At 60.4% G+C, this 14,630-nt stretch carries 18 protein-coding genes; 6 read left to right on the forward strand and 12 right to left on the reverse strand.

Annotation, left to right across the window (positions count from 1 at the left end; all coding sequences use genetic code 11):
- Positions 1-88: 88 nt before the first annotated feature.
- Positions 89-859 carry a tRNA1(Val) (adenine(37)-N6)-methyltransferase gene (locus tag AC2FJ6_RS09660; protein ID WP_170772597.1) on the reverse strand — a complete coding sequence of 257 codons (771 nt, stop codon included), beginning with the start codon at positions 857-859 and terminating at the stop codon, positions 89-91.
- Positions 856-1,071: a putative signal transducing protein gene (locus AC2FJ6_RS09665; RefSeq protein ID WP_170353555.1), complete on the reverse strand. Its 216-nt coding sequence runs from the start codon at positions 1,069-1,071 to the stop codon at positions 856-858. The genes AC2FJ6_RS09660 and AC2FJ6_RS09665 overlap by 4 nt, the downstream gene beginning before the upstream one ends.
- A gap of 56 nt (positions 1,072-1,127) precedes the next feature.
- Here AC2FJ6_RS09665 and AC2FJ6_RS09670 point away from each other — a divergent pair, with 56 nt between their 5' ends.
- Positions 1,128-2,126, forward strand: a complete 999-nt coding sequence (locus AC2FJ6_RS09670) for a polyprenyl synthetase family protein (RefSeq protein ID WP_170772599.1) — start codon at positions 1,128-1,130, stop codon at positions 2,124-2,126.
- On the opposite strand, the gene AC2FJ6_RS09675 is transcribed toward AC2FJ6_RS09670, so the two are convergent.
- The 4 genes from AC2FJ6_RS09675 to soxR all read right to left on the reverse strand — a co-directional run bounded on the left by AC2FJ6_RS09675 (position 2,119) and on the right by soxR (position 6,984).
- Positions 2,119-2,940, reverse strand: a complete 822-nt coding sequence (locus AC2FJ6_RS09675; RefSeq protein ID WP_170772601.1) for a 4-(cytidine 5'-diphospho)-2-C-methyl-D-erythritol kinase — start codon at positions 2,938-2,940, stop codon at positions 2,119-2,121. The genes AC2FJ6_RS09670 and AC2FJ6_RS09675 overlap by 8 nt on opposite strands.
- A complete protein-coding gene (locus AC2FJ6_RS09680; RefSeq protein ID WP_170772603.1) occupies positions 2,930-4,642 on the reverse strand; it encodes a tetratricopeptide repeat protein in 1,713 nt (570 codons plus the stop codon). The genes AC2FJ6_RS09675 and AC2FJ6_RS09680 overlap by 11 nt, the downstream gene beginning before the upstream one ends.
- A 103-nt stretch (positions 4,643-4,745) precedes the next feature.
- On the reverse strand, positions 4,746-6,392 hold the full coding sequence (locus AC2FJ6_RS09685) for an electron transfer flavoprotein-ubiquinone oxidoreductase (RefSeq protein ID WP_170772605.1): 1,647 nt from the start codon (positions 6,390-6,392) through the stop codon (positions 4,746-4,748).
- A gap of 136 nt (positions 6,393-6,528) precedes the next feature.
- Positions 6,529-6,984, reverse strand: coding sequence for a redox-sensitive transcriptional activator SoxR (gene soxR, locus AC2FJ6_RS09690; RefSeq protein ID WP_170772607.1), 456 nt, complete (start codon positions 6,982-6,984; stop codon positions 6,529-6,531).
- Between the two features lie 86 nt (positions 6,985-7,070).
- Between soxR and AC2FJ6_RS09695 the strand changes: the two genes are divergently transcribed.
- The 3 genes from AC2FJ6_RS09695 to AC2FJ6_RS09705 all read left to right on the forward strand — a co-directional run bounded on the left by AC2FJ6_RS09695 (position 7,071) and on the right by AC2FJ6_RS09705 (position 9,069).
- Positions 7,071-7,451, forward strand: a complete 381-nt coding sequence (locus AC2FJ6_RS09695) for a VOC family protein (protein ID WP_170772609.1) — start codon at positions 7,071-7,073, stop codon at positions 7,449-7,451.
- A 139-nt stretch (positions 7,452-7,590) separates the two neighbouring features.
- The gene (greA, locus tag AC2FJ6_RS09700) at positions 7,591-8,061 is read left to right on the forward strand and encodes a transcription elongation factor GreA (protein ID WP_170772611.1); all 471 of its coding nucleotides are present in this window, start codon (positions 7,591-7,593) and stop codon (positions 8,059-8,061) included.
- Positions 8,062-8,076: 15 nt separating this feature from the next.
- Positions 8,077-9,069: a hypothetical protein gene (locus AC2FJ6_RS09705; protein WP_170772613.1), complete on the forward strand. Its 993-nt coding sequence runs from the start codon at positions 8,077-8,079 to the stop codon at positions 9,067-9,069.
- On the opposite strand, the gene AC2FJ6_RS09710 is transcribed toward AC2FJ6_RS09705, so the two are convergent.
- Genes AC2FJ6_RS09710 through AC2FJ6_RS09730 form a run of 5 tightly spaced genes read right to left on the reverse strand, consistent with a single transcriptional unit; the run spans position 9,066 to position 12,899 of the window.
- Entirely contained in the window at positions 9,066-10,331 is a 1,266-nt protein-coding gene (locus AC2FJ6_RS09710) for a molybdenum cofactor synthesis domain-containing protein (protein ID WP_170772615.1), read from the reverse strand. The genes AC2FJ6_RS09705 and AC2FJ6_RS09710 overlap by 4 nt on opposite strands.
- Positions 10,328-10,819 carry a molybdopterin-guanine dinucleotide biosynthesis protein B gene (gene mobB, locus AC2FJ6_RS09715; protein ID WP_496668894.1) on the reverse strand — a complete coding sequence of 164 codons (492 nt, stop codon included), beginning with the start codon at positions 10,817-10,819 and terminating at the stop codon, positions 10,328-10,330. Before mobB ends, AC2FJ6_RS09710 begins: the two co-directional genes overlap by 4 nt.
- Positions 10,816-11,460 (reverse strand): molybdenum cofactor guanylyltransferase MobA, encoded by a 645-nt coding sequence (mobA, locus tag AC2FJ6_RS09720; protein ID WP_170772619.1) that lies wholly within the window; start codon positions 11,458-11,460, stop codon positions 10,816-10,818. Before mobA ends, mobB begins: the two co-directional genes overlap by 4 nt.
- Positions 11,457-12,008 carry a YcxB family protein gene (locus AC2FJ6_RS09725; protein ID WP_170772622.1) on the reverse strand — a complete coding sequence of 184 codons (552 nt, stop codon included), beginning with the start codon at positions 12,006-12,008 and terminating at the stop codon, positions 11,457-11,459. Before AC2FJ6_RS09725 ends, mobA begins: the two co-directional genes overlap by 4 nt.
- A 3-nt stretch (positions 12,009-12,011) precedes the next feature.
- Positions 12,012-12,899, reverse strand: coding sequence for a formate dehydrogenase accessory sulfurtransferase FdhD (locus AC2FJ6_RS09730; protein WP_496668990.1), 888 nt, complete (start codon positions 12,897-12,899; stop codon positions 12,012-12,014).
- Between the two features lie 49 nt (positions 12,900-12,948).
- On the opposite strand from AC2FJ6_RS09730, the gene AC2FJ6_RS09735 reads away from it, so the two are divergent.
- Together AC2FJ6_RS09735 and AC2FJ6_RS09740 are read left to right on the forward strand one after the other, a co-directional pair.
- Complete coding sequence (locus AC2FJ6_RS09735) at positions 12,949-13,659, forward strand: AzlC family ABC transporter permease (protein WP_170772624.1); 711 nt, start codon at positions 12,949-12,951, stop codon at positions 13,657-13,659.
- Entirely contained in the window at positions 13,656-13,988 is a 333-nt protein-coding gene (locus AC2FJ6_RS09740) for an AzlD domain-containing protein (protein ID WP_170772626.1), read from the forward strand. Before AC2FJ6_RS09735 ends, AC2FJ6_RS09740 begins: the two co-directional genes overlap by 4 nt.
- On the opposite strand, the gene AC2FJ6_RS09745 is transcribed toward AC2FJ6_RS09740, so the two are convergent.
- Complete coding sequence (locus AC2FJ6_RS09745) at positions 13,977-14,609, reverse strand: hypothetical protein (protein WP_170772628.1); 633 nt, start codon at positions 14,607-14,609, stop codon at positions 13,977-13,979. The two genes, AC2FJ6_RS09740 and AC2FJ6_RS09745, sit on opposite strands and share 12 nt — an antisense overlap.
- Positions 14,610-14,630: the final 21 nt, after the last annotated feature.

The following is a 14,630-nucleotide window of genomic DNA, read 5'->3' on the forward strand; positions in this document are numbered from 1 at the left end:
AGAAGTTGAGCACATCGTTTCCACCCTGTCACGCTGCGGGTGCATAGAAAATATAACAAATCCGACAAAATCGGCTGGTTAATGCCTGTCAGCTGGAAAATCCAGGCAAGCCAGCCCCTTCGCGCAATACGGCCGAAACTGGCGGAGTGTAACTGTCACCGTCTACCTCATGGCGCTCACCTGAATGGAGAACCAGCGGGGCATGCAGTTGAAACGCGGCTTTTCCGCCCTTTCTAGCCCTCAGAATAACCAGTTCAGCACGTCGACCGACACGGGCAGACAACGGCAATACTTCGACAGACCCCAAGCACCCTTCACAGGCGGCCAGCATATCTGGCAAACGGTCCGCTTTCTGAATCATGTGCAGATACCCCCGGGGGGCAAGGCGTTTGGCCGCAATCTCGATCCAAAGGTTCAACGGCGTGTTTTCACCCAATGCGGCGCTACGGCCTTCATCCGCCGCAGGGCTGTGCGCTCCGGCCCGATAATAGGGCGGGTTCGCAATAACGTGATCGAACTGGCGCTGTTTGAGATCGGACGGCAAAGCGGTCAGATCAGCCTCAAAAACCTCAAGCGCGGTGCCGTTGTCAGCGGCATTCCGACGCGCCAGATCAGCATAAGCGGGCTGCAATTCGACCCCCACAGCCTGCAGGTCAGGCACCCGCACCAGCAGGCATAAAACGGCGGCCCCAGCACCACACCCCAATTCCAGAACCGTCTGGCCGGGCATTGAGGGTACAGATGCGGCCAATAAAACAGGGTCCACGCCTGCGCGATACCCCTTACGGGGTTGCCGCAGGCGCAAACGTCCTCCCAAAAAGTCATTTCGGGTCAGGTCGGCGTCAGCAAACAGTGTCATCGACCCAAAGGGATATCATTGTCGTGCATGACACGTTCGGCGCGGGTCAGGTCATCCGCGCGAACCATCAAGCGGCGAGGGAAGATTCCGATACCACCTTCGAGGATGCTCATATTTACGTCCATCTGAAAGCAGTCTATATCCTCGCCCTCAAGAAGAGCGGATGCAAAGGCCAGAATCGTCGGATCAGTGCTGCGCAAAAGTTCTTTCATGGGGATGGATGTAAGGGCAAGCCGACTGGGATGTCGAGCCTTGTATCAAGGGTGTGATGAATATCGACACGGTCACAAAACCGCATGAGCGTTTGGCGGAAATCCTGACGGGCGAAATGAGCGCGGTCAACGAGTTGATCCGCACGCGCATGGCGTCAGAACACGCGCCGCGCATTCCCGAAGTCACCGCGCATCTGGTCGAGGCAGGCGGCAAACGCCTGCGCCCGATGCTGACCTTGGCGGCAGCGCGGCTGTTTGGCTACGGCGGGGATCACCACGTGCGTCTGGCCGCGACGGTCGAGTTTATTCACACCGCAACCCTGCTGCATGATGATGTGGTCGACGAGAGCGCCCAGCGACGCGGGCGGCCTACTGCGAACCTTCTATGGGACAACAAATCCAGCGTTCTGGTCGGCGACTACCTTTTCTCCCGCAGCTTCCAGTTGATGGTTGAGACGGGATCGCTGCGGGTTCTGGATATCCTGGCCAATGCCTCGGCCACGATTGCCGAGGGCGAAGTGCTGCAAATGACCGCCGCAACCGATCTGGGCACGACCGAGGCGATTTACCTGCAGGTTGTGCGCGGTAAGACGGCGGCGCTGTTCTCGGCCGCAACCGAGGTGGGTGGCGTAATTTCCGGCGCAACCGAGGAACAGGTCAAGGCGCTTTATGACTATGGCGACGCGCTGGGGGTTGCGTTCCAGATTGCGGATGATCTGCTGGATTACCAAGGCGACAGCGCAGCCACCGGCAAGAATGTGGGCGACGATTTCCGCGAGCGTAAGCTGACCCTGCCGGTGATCAAGGCCGTCGCGCAGGCCACGCCCGACGAACACGCCTTCTGGGAGCGCACCATTGGGCGCGGTCGTCAGGAAGAGGGCGATCTGGACCATGCCCTTGGCCTAATGGCCAAGTACAGTACGCTTGAAGCGACGCGAGCGGATGCCTTTGGCTGGGCGAACAAGGCCAAAGAATCGCTGGACGCCCTGCCCGACCACGAGATCCGCACGCTGTTGCGTGATTTGGCCGACTACGTGGTTTCGCGCCTCAATTAAGCTGAGTCGCGCGGCACCACCAATTGGGATGGGCTGCGCCAATCTCATAAGCGGCGAAATGCGCGTCTTTCATCGTGGGATAAAGCGCAAAACAGGTCGAACCCGACCCTGACATGCGGGCCATAAGGGCCGCTTTGGTGCCATCAAGTTCATCCAAAACGCGGGCGACTTCGGGAGCCAAGCCCGTTGTTGGCGGTTCAAGGTCGTTGCGTTGATCCCGCAACCAATCGGCGCAGGGCTCGACAGTCTCAAATTCAGGGATCTCTGCGGGCATTGGCAGGTTGTCGCGGCTTTCCAATGCCGCGAACACGCGCCCGGTGGGGACTTCGACGCAAGGGTTAACCAACAGGGCTGGCAGAGACGGCAGCGAAGCGGGTGTCAGATCGTCCCCAATGCCCCGCATCCGCATGGCCTGAGCCGCGACGCAGACCGGGATATCGGCCCCCAGCGACAAGGCCACGTCGGGCGAGACTGTCCTGCCCTGCTTTGCCGCCATCCGAAGCGTCGCCGCCGCGTCCGAGGACCCGCCCCCAATGCCGCCTCCATGCGGCAGCACCTTGTTCAGGTCGATATGCCCGGTCCAGCCCGCTGCCTGTGCGGCCTTCCAGGCCAGATTGCGGTTGTCCGTGGGAACGCCATCGGCGTGTTCACCCGTCACAGCAATCGACAAATCGTTGCCCGGGGTGAACTGCAGCCTGTCGCCCACATCGGCAAAGACCACCAGCGAATCCAGCAGGTGATAACCATCCGCTCGGCGGCCAGTCACATGCAGGGTCAGGTTGATCTTGGCAGGGGCAAATGCCTCAGCCTTCATTGGCGACCTTCAGCGGCTCGGCCCCTTCTTCGACAAGAACCGCGTCCAGCCCGATTTCCAGCTTGCGGCGTATGCGATCCGGGTCAGCCTCACCATCGGTGTCTTCGGGGTCGATGAAGGACAGGGCGCGTTTCCACTGGAACTCAGCCTCGCGCGCGCGGCCGACAGCCCAGTAAACATCGCCCAAATGGTCGTTGACCACCGGATCAACCGGCATCAGCTCGACCGCGCGTTCCATATGGCCCACGGCTTCGTCATAGCGGCCTAGACGGAACAGAACCCAGCCCAGGCTGTCAACGATATAGCCACTGTCCGGGCGGGCTGCCACGGCGCGTTCGATCATGTCCAGCGCCTCATCCAGCTTTTCCTGCCGCTCGACCAGCGAATAGCCCAGATAGTTCAGCACCTGCGGCTGGTCCGGGTTCAGTTCCAACGCGCGGCGGAAGTCGGCCTCGGCCTGATCCCATTGCTTGAGACGCTCATGCGAGATGCCTCGGGCGTAGTGCAGGAACCAATTGCTGCCCGCACCTTCCTCGATCAGTTCGATGGCCTTGTCATAAGTCTGAACGGCCTCAGCGTAATCCTCTTGCCGCCGCTGCAAATCAGCCAATGCCACATGCACGCTGGGCAGATCCGGGCTCTGCGCGGCGAGGGATTGCAATACTTCGGCCGCGGCATCGGTTTTGCCTGCCCGGCTTAGAACCTCGGCCCGACCCAGTTCGGCGGCATGGTAGTCGCTGCTGTCAGCGGGAACCCGGCGATAAGCTTGAACCGCCAGATCATATTGCTCCAACGCATCCAGCAGTTCAGCCGTCAGCAAGATCGCGTCGACATGGTCTGTGCGCAGGAACGCGGCGACCTGCGCATATAGCAGTACATAGGTTTGGGCGGCTTCGCTGCTAAGCGCGGCACCGACGGAAAAGAACACCTCGGCCATGCCATCCTGCGGGGTACGGACATGGGTAAATGGCAAGGTCTCGCCCGCGGCCAATCGCGCCTCATACCCTTCGATGGACGGATCGCTTCCGGCGGCAAACACGGTGCTGAGGAAAAGCAGTGCATCCTCGTTTCGGTCCAGTTGCGACAATACCTCGGTTCGGGCCAGCGCGGCACGGCGCGTGAACCGCGCGACCGCATCGTTATCCGCCGAAAAGATCGCCTCGGCCCCTTCGAAATCCCCGACTGAAGCCAGCGCCAGTGCCTTGTGGTACATCGCGAATTCGCGCAGGCCTTCCTGGGTCGAGACCTGGTCGAACTGTTCCATCGCCTTGGTCATCGCACCCTGACCCATATGGGCCCAACCCATCATCAGGCCATCGACCAGCGGCCCAACACCCTGCGTTTCCGGGTCGCGCGCCAGAAATTCCTCCAACGCGCCATCTGCGACCATATTGGCCGCAATCACCATGCGCGCCGCCTGGCTTGGCATGCCACGCTCCTCTATCGCCTCAGCGACAGGCAGGGCACGCTCGATCTCGCCCAGCGATAGACGGGCCACGACCACGCTTTCAAGAAGTTGGTTGTTTTCGGGATCGGACCGCAGCGCCTCGGAATAATACTGCTCGGCCGCCGCGTAATCGCTTTGGAAAATTGCCTGACGCCCGGCAAGATACGCCCCGGACCCCGTGTCTGCGAGTGACGGAATGGCAAAGGTAGAAGTAAACAGCACAGCCAGTGCTGCGCGACGTAAACGGGATGCCACCGAAATCCTGCCTTGCTATTGTTGACTGCCACACAAGCTAGGGCTTCGGTCGGAAAGAGGCAATGGCCACGCCTTCACGACGCCGCCATTGCCTGTTTTTTGCTTACATGTTGGGATAATTCGGCCCGTCACCGCCCTGCGGCGTGGTCCAGGTGATGTTCTGGCTGGGATCCTTGATATCGCAGGTCTTGCAGTGAACACAGTTCTGGAAGTTGATGACGAATCGCGGGCCGTTCTCATCTTCGACCATTTCGTAGACACCCGCCGGGCAGTAGCGCTGTGCCGGTTCATCGAACTTGGGCAGGTTGACGCTGACTGGGATCGCCGGGTCTGCCAGCTTCAGGTGGCAGGGTTGGCTTTCTTCGTGGTTGGTGGCCGCGAAGGAGACGTTAGTCAGACGGTCGAAAGACAGCACACCATCGGGTTTGGGATAGTCGATGGGATTGTGTTTGCTGGCGTCCTCAGTCGCCTCGGCGTCGTTCTTGCCATGGCCCACGGTACCGAACAGCGAAAAGCCCAGCGTATTGGTCCACATGTCCAGACCACCCAGCATCAGCGATGCGGTCAGGCCCCATTTCGACCAGATCGGTTTGACGTTGCGCACCTTCTTCAGGTCTGCACCGATAGCGCCGTCGCGTACGTCGGTCTCATAAGCGGTCAGTTCGTCACCCGAGCGGTCGGCTTTGATGGCGTCAAAGGCGGCCTCGGCTGCGGCCTTGCCCGACAGCATCGCGTTGTGGTTGCCCTTAATACGAGGCACGTTGACCATGCCCGCCGAACAGCCCAGCAGCGCCACGCCCGGAGCCACCAGCTTGGGCATCGACTGATAGCCGCCCTCGGTGATCGCACGGGCACCGTAGGCCACGCGCTTGCCGCCTTTCAGCAGTTCGGCCACCATCGGGTGATGCTTGAAGCGCTGGAACTCCATGTAGGGATACAGGTGCGGGTTCTTGTAGTTCAGGTGCACCACGAAACCGACATAGACCTGATTGTTTTCCAGGTGATAGATGAACGACCCGCCACCCGCATTGCTGCCCAGCGGCCAGCCCATCGTGTGAGTGACCGAGCCTTCTTTGTGCTTGGCTGGGTCGACCTCCCAGATCTCTTTCATGCCGACGCCGTATTTCTGCGGCTCTTTCCCAGCTTGCAGGTCGTATTTGGCGATCACTTCCTTGGACAGCGAGCCACGGACACCTTCCGACAGGAAGACGTATTTGCCGTGCAGTTCCATCCCCGGTTCGGTGTTGGGGCCATAGGAACCATCCGCTTCCAGACCGAAGACACCGGCGACCACGCCTTTGACTTCGCCATTCTCACCATAGACCAGTTCCGAGCACGCCATTCCGGGGAAGATTTCCACGCCCAGCTCTTCGGCCTGTTCGGCCATCCAGCGGCAGACATTGCCCATCGAGACGATGTAGTTGCCATGGTTGTTCATCAGCGGCGGCATGGGGAAGTTTGGGATACGTATCTGACCGGCTTCACCCAGCATATAGAAATTGTCTTCATGCACCGGCACGTTCAGCGGCGCGCCCTTTTCTTTCCAGTCCGGGATCAGGGCGTCCAGGCCGCACGGGTCCAGCACCGCACCCGACAGGATATGCGCGCCCACTTCCGAGCCTTTCTCAAGCACCACGACGTTCAGATCGGCATCCAGTTGTTTCAGACGGATGGCCGCCGACAGGCCCGCAGGACCTGCGCCCACGATCACCACATCATATTCCATCGCTTCGCGTTCAATATCGGCCATCGTGGGCTCCTTAGCTAACTTTCCGAATTGGCGCTGTTTCAGCTTGGCTGGCGCAATTTTGTTTCACGGCTGATTACATGCTGAGAAAGACATAGGTCAATCGAAACACGGCGTAACAATGCCGCTATTCGACACTTCAGCCCTCAGGAGTGTCCCCCATGAGGTATCTGGGGCCGCTTCCTTTGGATTTTGCCCGGTCATCGGGATTGTAGAGCGCGCATTTGGGCAAGCTCAGACAGCCACAGCCGATGCAGCCATCCAGATTGTCCCGCAGCCGGGTCAACGTGTCGATTCGCTGATCCAGGTGCGCGCGCAGCCCGACGCTGATCTCTTTCCAATCCTGCGGCGTGGGAGTGCGGTTTCCAGGCAGGCCCGACAGCACCTGACGAATTTCCGGCAGGGACAGCCCGAATTGCTGGGCGATCATAACAAAACTTAACCGCCGGATATCGGCACGCTGATAGCGCCTTTGCCCGCCCGCATTGCGCCACGGTGTGATCAGCCCCTGCGCCTCATAGTAGCGAATGGCCGACACCGCCAATCCTGTGCGCCGGGCCAAAGCTCCAATTGCCAGTCCTTCGGATACCGCCATTTCAACCTCTATAAATCTCTTGACCTAAAGTTAGGTTTAGAAATTACGGTGAGTCGGGACAAGCCTCAATTCGCAAAGGAGATCCCATGATGGCAACGCTTGAACACACCAACTTTACCGTCCGCGACCCGCAGGCTTCGGCCAAGTGGATGCACGACGTCTTTGGCTGGAAAACCCGGTGGGAGGGTCCGGCCATTGCCGGAGGATACACCGTCCATGTTGGCAGCGCGCACACCTATCTGGCGCTTTATGCGCCCAGCGATCCGAAACCGTCGTCCGAAAGCAGTTATGACATCGTGGGCGGGCTGAACCATGTGGGCGTTCTGGTCGAAGATATCGACGAAACCGAGGCCAAAGTCGTCAAGGCCGGATTCACGCCAAAATCCCACGCGGATTACGAACCGGGCAAACGATTCTATTTCGACGATGACAATGGCATCGAATTCGAGGTGATCAGCTACGCCTAGGCTGTAATCCGCATCGGGGCGATTTAGCCCCCTTGCATTTTCCACGCCATTTGGGTCAGGTAATTGACGACCCATTCATTCGCCCCGGCGCCTATTTCGTGCGGCGGGGCTAATCACTTTACGCGTGGACGACAAGAATATGGAAAAAATTCCAATGACGCCTGCGGGCAATGCCGCGCTCGCAGCCGAGCTCAAAAACCTCAAATCCGTCGAGCGCCCTGCGATCATCGAGGCCATCGCCTCGGCCCGAGAGTTGGGCGATCTGAAAGAAAACGCCGAATACCACTCAGCCCGCGAGAAACAGGGCTTTATCGAAGGTCGGATCAAAGAGCTTGAAGGCATCCTGTCGCTGGCCGACGTGATCGACCCGGCAAAGCTGTCCGGTGCTGTGAAATTCGGCGCCAAGGTCACGTTGGTTGATGAAGATACCGACGAAGAAAAGACCTGGCAGATCGTGGGCGAGTATGAGGCCAATATCGAAGCGGGTCTGCTGAACATCAAATCCCCTATCGCCCGCGCGCTGATCGGCAAGGATGAAGGCGACAGCGTCGAAGTGCGCACCCCCGGCGGCGTGCGCTCGTATGAGATCCTGACCATCGAATACGCCTGACCCCGGAGCGCACGCATGTCCGACCCCACGACAGAGCAGGAAGCCGAGCAGCCAACTTCGCTGGGTATCTATGACAAGCCCGCCTTGCCTGCCCTGACCGAGATCGAGATCGCGGCCATCGCGCTCAGCGTTATCTGGCTGATCGTTTCGGTCGTGTTTCTGGTGCTGCCCGACAAGGTCGAAGGTGGCGGTTTTGTGGTGACATTGCTGGCGGTGTTCATGCCCGTTGCGATGATCTGGGTTGCAGCGACTGCGATGCGGGCCAGCCGTATCATGCGCGAGGAAAGCACGCGGCTGCAAACCTCGATCGATGCGCTGCGCAATACGTTCATCGCCCAGCAGCAGCGCAGTTCCAGCGGGTATGAGCCTGCGGTCACGCAAAAGCTGGACCAGATCGCCGAGACCGCGAAGAAGACCGAAACCGCGCTGGCCACATTCTCGACCCAACGTACTGAGCCGGTGCGAGGGAAATCGCCCAACGCAAACGGGGATCAGACCACGCTAGAACTGGGTACGCAGGCCGAAGATATCGCGCCCCCGCTCAGCAATGATGTGTTTATTCGCGCACTGAATTTCCCGGAAACCCAGGAAGATACCGAAGGGTTCAACGCCCTGCGGCTGGCGCTGAAGGATCGCAAGGCGGCGCAACTGGTACAGGCGTCTCAGGATGTTCTGACCTTGCTTAGCCAGGAAGGCATCTACATGGATGACCTGCGCCCCGACATGGCGCGCCCCGAGATTTGGCGGCAATTTGCGCAAGGCGCGCGGGGCCGATCCGTGGCGGCCTTGGGCGGCATCCGGGACCGCTCCTCTCTGGCGCTGACTTCGGCCCGGATGAAGCAAGACCCGATTTTCCGGGACGCAGCCCACCATTTCCTGCGCCGGTTCGACCATATGATTATCGAGTTTGAACCCGAAGCCAGCGATGCTGATCTGACCGCCTTGGGCGATACACGCACCGCGCGGGCGTTCATGCTGTTGGGACGAGTTGCCGGGACCTTCGATTAAAGACCGAAACTGCCATACGGGATGAACCGGACGAGGTCGCCCGGTTGGATATGGCGCGCGCCATCTTCAATCTCGACCAGACCCTCTGCCCAACTCAGCCCGCTGATCCGGCCTGATCCTTCGGATGCAAAGACCTCGACCCGTCCATCGCGCACACGGGCGCGCAGGTATTCGCGGCGGCCCGGTTTCTTACGTTTCTCGAAGGCGGCGGGCACGTCGAATCCTTGCGGCTCCAGCCAACCCTCGCCTGCCAACAGACCCAAGGCAGGACGTGCAAAGATCAACGTGCAAACCAACGCGGCCACCGGGTTTCCCGGCAGGCCGAACACAGGCGTTCCGTCCCACATCCCAAGCGCCAGAGGCCGACCCGGTTTCAGTGCAATCCGCCAATCCTGCATCGCCCCTGCCTGCCGCAACAGGGCCGAGACATGGTCCTCATCCCCGGCAGACGCGCCGCCACTGGTCAGGATCACATCCGCTCGTTCAGCGGCTTGGTTCAGACAAGTCCACAACGCCTCGCGGTCGTCGGGCACCCGGCCCATATCGACCGCCTCAAACCCCATGCGTTCCAACAAGGACAACAGCATCGGACGGTTGGCATCGTAAATCTGGCCCGGACCGGCGGATTCACCCGGTTCGACCAGTTCATCCCCCGTGGACAGAACCGCCACGCGCAGCACTTTGCGCACCGGAACCTCGGCCAGACCGGTGGCCGACAACAGCGCCAGATCGGCCGGGGTCAGGCGACGTCCGGCGGGCAGAACCGCGTCGCCCTCAGCCACGTCCTCGCCTGCCTTGCGGGTATTTGCGCCGCGTTTCAGGGGTCCGTGAAATGCAATGTGCCCGTCCTGAACGGTCACGTCCTCTTCCAAAATGACGGTATCAACGCCCGCAGGCAGCGCTGCCCCGGTCAGCACACGCAGCGCATGGCCTGCGGGCACCAAGCCGTCAAACGGTATCCCAGCCGCCGCGCGCCCCGGATGCAGCGGCATCACTTGCGGCCCGTCAGGCGCGGCCCCGGCAAAGCCATAGCCATCCACCGCCGTATTGGGCTGCGGCGGATTCGAACGTTGGGCGATAACCTCCTGCGCCAGAATACGCCCTGTGGCCTGCGCCAAGGGCACGGTTTCCACGCCCGCAACCACGGTCAGCCGGTCGCGCAGCAAGGACAGCGCGTCCTCGACCGGGGTCCAGTTCACCCCGGCAGGCAAGGCAAAACAATCGTTGCGCAAGGGCGGAGGTGTGATGTCGGGTTTGGTCATAGCCCCACCTCTTGCAGGATGAAATCGGTAATCGCCGCCGTGTCGTTCAGGTCAAAAACCGGTTGGTCGACCTTTAGCGGCGTGTCGCTGGCCACGGCGCGGATCGTCGGGTTTCCAGGGGCCATCAGAGCGTTCCCGGCCTCGGCCCGGAAGGCCTCAATCTTGGGGTGATCCTCGCGTTTGAACCCTTCGATCAGCACCAGATCGATCGGAGACAGCCGGGCCAGCAGATCCGCCATCGAAGGCTCGGGCGCACCGCGCAGTTCTTGCATGATCGCGAGACGCTGACCCGAGGCCAGCAGCACCTCGGACGCGCCCGCCGTTCGGTGGCGATAGCTGTCGGTGCCGGGCTGATCCACATCGACGCTGTGGTGCGCATGCTTAAGGGTCGAGACAGAAAACCCCCGCCCGGTGATCTCGGCAACCAAACGCTCCATCAACCCGGTTTTGCCAGCGTTTTTCCAGCCGGTGACGCCGTAAACCCTCATGCCTGCTCCAACAGTTGTTCGGCCCGCGCAAGATCGTCGGGCGTGTTGACGTTGAAGAACGGATCGAACGGGTCGGCGGGGAACAGCGCCTCGCGCCCGTCATGCTGGTCGGTCCAGATCACCACCTTGCGCAGCCCATCCTGCAACGCCGCCCGCAGATCTTCGCGCAGCGCAACGGGCCAGAGGCCAAAGGTCGGGTGCCGGTTGACACGTTTGCCACCGCCGGATTTCAGCGCCTCATCTCCCGCGCGCGGCGTGGTGGCCAGCACAAGCGGACGGGTCTGCCCTTCGGCGGCGTCTACCAGTCTGGCCACCAGATCGCGCGGAAAAAATGGCGTGTCGGCAGCGGCGGTGACGATGCAATCGGCCCCTTCTTCGGCGGCCCAGTCCAGCCCAGCCAGAACACCGGCCAGAGGGCCCGCGAACCCTTCGACCGTGTCCGCGATCACCGGCAGGTTCAGGTCGGAAAACCGCGCGGGATCGCCATTGGCGTTCAGCGCCAGACTGTCCACCTGCGGGGACAAGCGGTCGATCACATGACCAAGCAGGCTTTGTCCGCCGATTTGCAACAGGCCCTTGTCACCGCCGCCCATCCGGGTGGCCAGACCGCCTGCGAGGATGATGCCGAGGGGGCGGGTCAAGCTGCCCTCTCCGCAAAACGCCAGTTTTCAACCGTTTCAAGGAAGTTCTGAGCGTCCCCTGTGCTCAGAAGTTTCTTGGGCAGCACATAGACGAAAGCACCAGCGTAAAAGAAGAACCCAGCCTTATCTTCGATAACTTTCTCAACAGCACGCCAAGAAACATTCCAAGTTACATAGGGCGACCGCATATCCAAACCGTCTGGTGTGAATGTAAAGTCAGTTCCGCCGTTGTAAATCGGCGATGCCATCATCTGCCTGACTTTCAGCCTTCTGGAAAAACGTTCCGCAAAAAAAAGCACGCCAGCTCCAATTATCCCTCCGGATACAGGTGCAAAAAGACCTTGTGTCAGAGGGAGAGCGCCAAGCGCACGAAACGCTATGAAAGCGACAACAATTCCGCCAACAACAGCCAAAATTCCTCTTATTGAATCCAATGCCACGTAGCCCCAGTAAGCGCCTTTTCCGGTGTTACTTTGCCTGCACTTACCCATGGCTCTAACGAGGATCTTGTCGTCAATTTGTTCTGACAAGTGATATTTGTAAGTCAATGTCTACTCCGCACTCTTCCGCCTGTTTTTCTTATCCTCAACCGCCACGCTGGCCGGGTCGATGTCGCGCAGCAGACGGTCCTCACCCGACAGGCACACGAACCGCTGGCCGCGCATTCGACCGATCAGGGTCAGGCCGACCTCGCGTGCGATCTCGACGCCCCACGCCGTAAACCCGGACCGGGACGCCAGCACCGGGATGCCCATCATCGCCGTTTTGATCACCATCTCGGAGGTCAGACGGCCCGTCGTATAGAGGATCTTGTCCTCGGCCACCGCGCCCTCGGACAGCATCCAGCCCGCGATTTTGTCGACAGCGTTGTGACGACCCACGTCTTCCATATAGACCAGAGGGCGACTTTCGTGGCACAGCACCGTGCCGTGAATCGCCCCGGCTTCAAGGTACAATGACGGCGTGCGGTTGATCTTGGCGGCCAAATCATACAGCCACGAGGTCCGAACCTGAACCTGTGGCAGGCGCACACCCTCGAGCCCCTCCATCATATCGCCAAAGACCGTGCCCACTGCGCAGCCACTGGTGCGGGTCTTTTTCTTGAGCTTGTCCTCATAGGATGTCTCACGCGCGGTCCGCACGACCACGGTTTCCAGATCGTCGTCATAGTCAACGCGGGTGATGTCATCATCGGTCAGCAGCATCCCCTGATTGCGCAGGAAGCCCAGTGCCAGATATTCGGGATAATCACCAATTGTCATCGCCGTCACGATTTCCTGCGAGTTGAGGAAAATGGTCAGCGGGCGCTCCTCGACCACCGAGATGTGGCGGACCTCACCATTCTGATCCACGCCCTCGACTGCGCGGGTCAGGCGGGCGGCGCCTGGATCAGGGGCGATGAGATAGTCTGACAGGTTCTGTTCGGTGGCCAATTGCAACCCTTTCCCAAGACCGCTACTGCTGCGGATAACACCATAGGATTTAGCCATGGCAGACACCACATCCAAGTCATACTTCTGGAAGGGTTTTCGCGACGGGACGCCGTTCATCTTTGTTGCGATCCCCTTTGGTACCCTGTTCGGCGTCTTTTCGACCGAAGCCGGGCTGAACGTCGTACAAACGCTGGCTTTTTCCGCCACCGTCTTTGCCGGGGCCGCCCAGTTCACCGCCTTGCAGCTTTTGCAGGACAATACACCCACTGCGATCGTGCTGGCCTCGGCTTTGGCGGTGAACTTGCGGGTTGCGATGTATTCCGCCTCGCTGACGCCGTATCTGGGGGCGGCACCGCTGTGGCAGCGGGCCTGTGCGGCTTATCTGACGGTGGACCAGACCTATGCCTGCTCGATCATGCGGTTCGAAAAAGAGCCGGACATGACCATCCCGCAACGCATGGTCTATTTCTTTGGCACCGCAACGCCGCTGACCCCGTTGTGGTTGTTGGCGACCTATCTGGGGGCGGTTCTGGGCACGCAAATTCCCGAAAGCTGGGCGCTGGACTTTGCGCTACCGATCACCTTTCTGGCCATGATCGGCCCGATGATGCGCACGCTAGCGCATGTAATCGCCGCTCTGGTTGCCATCGTGGTCGCGCTATTGACCGTGGCTGTGCCCTTTAATCTGGGTCTGTTGATTGCTGGCACGGCGGGCATGATCGCAGGTGCGCAGGCCGAGCTGTTTCTGGAGCGTAGGAAATCATGACCCACATCGACACGACCACCATCTGGATCATCATCCTCGGGTTGGCCGTGGGCAGCTTTGCCCTGCGCTTTACTTTTATCGGCATCGTTGGCGACCGCCCGATGCCCGCATGGCTGCTGCGGCACCTGCGTTACACGGCGGTGGCTATAGTACCGGCCCTGATCGCGCCCTTGGTGGTCTGGCCCACCGCGACCGAAGGGCAGCCAGATGTCCCAAGAATGACCGCCGCTGCGGTCACGCTGGCCGTCGGGATTGTCACCAAGAACGTGATCGCAGCCATCTTCAGCGGGGCCGCAACGCTTTACGGACTGCTCTACCTATTGGGCTGAGCTAGCCTCCAACTGGTTCAAACGCGCATTGTTGAAAGCGAGACCGGTTTGCAGATCGGCGTCGTCGTTTTCCCGGTACTCGGCGGTTTGAACACCCGGTAGCTGGGCAAATTGGTCCGACAGCTTGACGGGATAAAAGGTGGTTTCGATCTGCTCGAACCCCGGCACCTGCTGCAGCAACTGAGCCGTCGAATTGGCGCAAAACGCACCTGCAACCGGCCCTGACTGCTTGGCAAGCTGCAGGGCAATCTCGGCCTGCTGAGGGGTCACTTCGACGGTTTGGATGCGCGCATAATGCGTTTCGCGCGCATGGCTGCTGCGATAAGCGCGTTCCACGTTGGGGGTGATGCCGTACAGGACGTCGTCCTTGATCGGCACCACATCCGCCCGGAATGATCCCGCAGGGTCAAAGATCACCCTTTCACTGCCACTGATCATCAGCGACGTGTGGGCACCCGAACCCGTCCGGGTGCTGATCATCGTATAAAGGGTCAAGGTCGACGGTCCGGGATCACGATAAGATCGCGACACGATCTCGGCCTGCTCGGCTTGCGGGCGTTGCGATCCGGTGCAGCCGGCCACTGTCACTGCCAGCAGGCAGGCCATTAAAATCCTGATCACAACCGACCCCGATTCTTGAAT

Source organism: Ruegeria sp. CDSA089, from assembly GCF_059612205.1.

Coding starts and splice junctions, on each gene's coding strand:
- AC2FJ6_RS09665 (WP_170353555.1), bottom strand. CDS start 1,071: ATGAAAGAACTTTTGCGCAGCACTGATCCGACGATTCTGGCCTTTGCA.
- AC2FJ6_RS09735 (WP_170772624.1), top strand. CDS start 12,949: ATGGCAGACACCACATCCAAGTCATACTTCTGGAAGGGTTTTCGCGAC.
- greA (WP_170772611.1), top strand. CDS start 7,591: ATGGAAAAAATTCCAATGACGCCTGCGGGCAATGCCGCGCTCGCAGCC.
- mobB (WP_496668894.1), bottom strand. CDS start 10,819: ATGAGGGTTTACGGCGTCACCGGCTGGAAAAACGCTGGCAAAACCGGG.
- soxR (WP_170772607.1), bottom strand. CDS start 6,984: ATGGCGGTATCCGAAGGACTGGCAATTGGAGCTTTGGCCCGGCGCACA.
- AC2FJ6_RS09660 (WP_170772597.1), bottom strand. CDS start 859: ATGACACTGTTTGCTGACGCCGACCTGACCCGAAATGACTTTTTGGGA.
- AC2FJ6_RS09695 (WP_170772609.1), top strand. CDS start 7,071: ATGATGGCAACGCTTGAACACACCAACTTTACCGTCCGCGACCCGCAG.
- AC2FJ6_RS09685 (WP_170772605.1), bottom strand. CDS start 6,392: ATGGCCGATATTGAACGCGAAGCGATGGAATATGATGTGGTGATCGTG.
- AC2FJ6_RS09710 (WP_170772615.1), bottom strand. CDS start 10,331: ATGACCAAACCCGACATCACACCTCCGCCCTTGCGCAACGATTGTTTT.
- AC2FJ6_RS09675 (WP_170772601.1), bottom strand. CDS start 2,940: ATGAAGGCTGAGGCATTTGCCCCTGCCAAGATCAACCTGACCCTGCAT.
- AC2FJ6_RS09670 (WP_170772599.1), top strand. CDS start 1,128: ATGAATATCGACACGGTCACAAAACCGCATGAGCGTTTGGCGGAAATC.
- AC2FJ6_RS09740 (WP_170772626.1), top strand. CDS start 13,656: ATGACCCACATCGACACGACCACCATCTGGATCATCATCCTCGGGTTG.
- AC2FJ6_RS09705 (WP_170772613.1), top strand. CDS start 8,077: ATGTCCGACCCCACGACAGAGCAGGAAGCCGAGCAGCCAACTTCGCTG.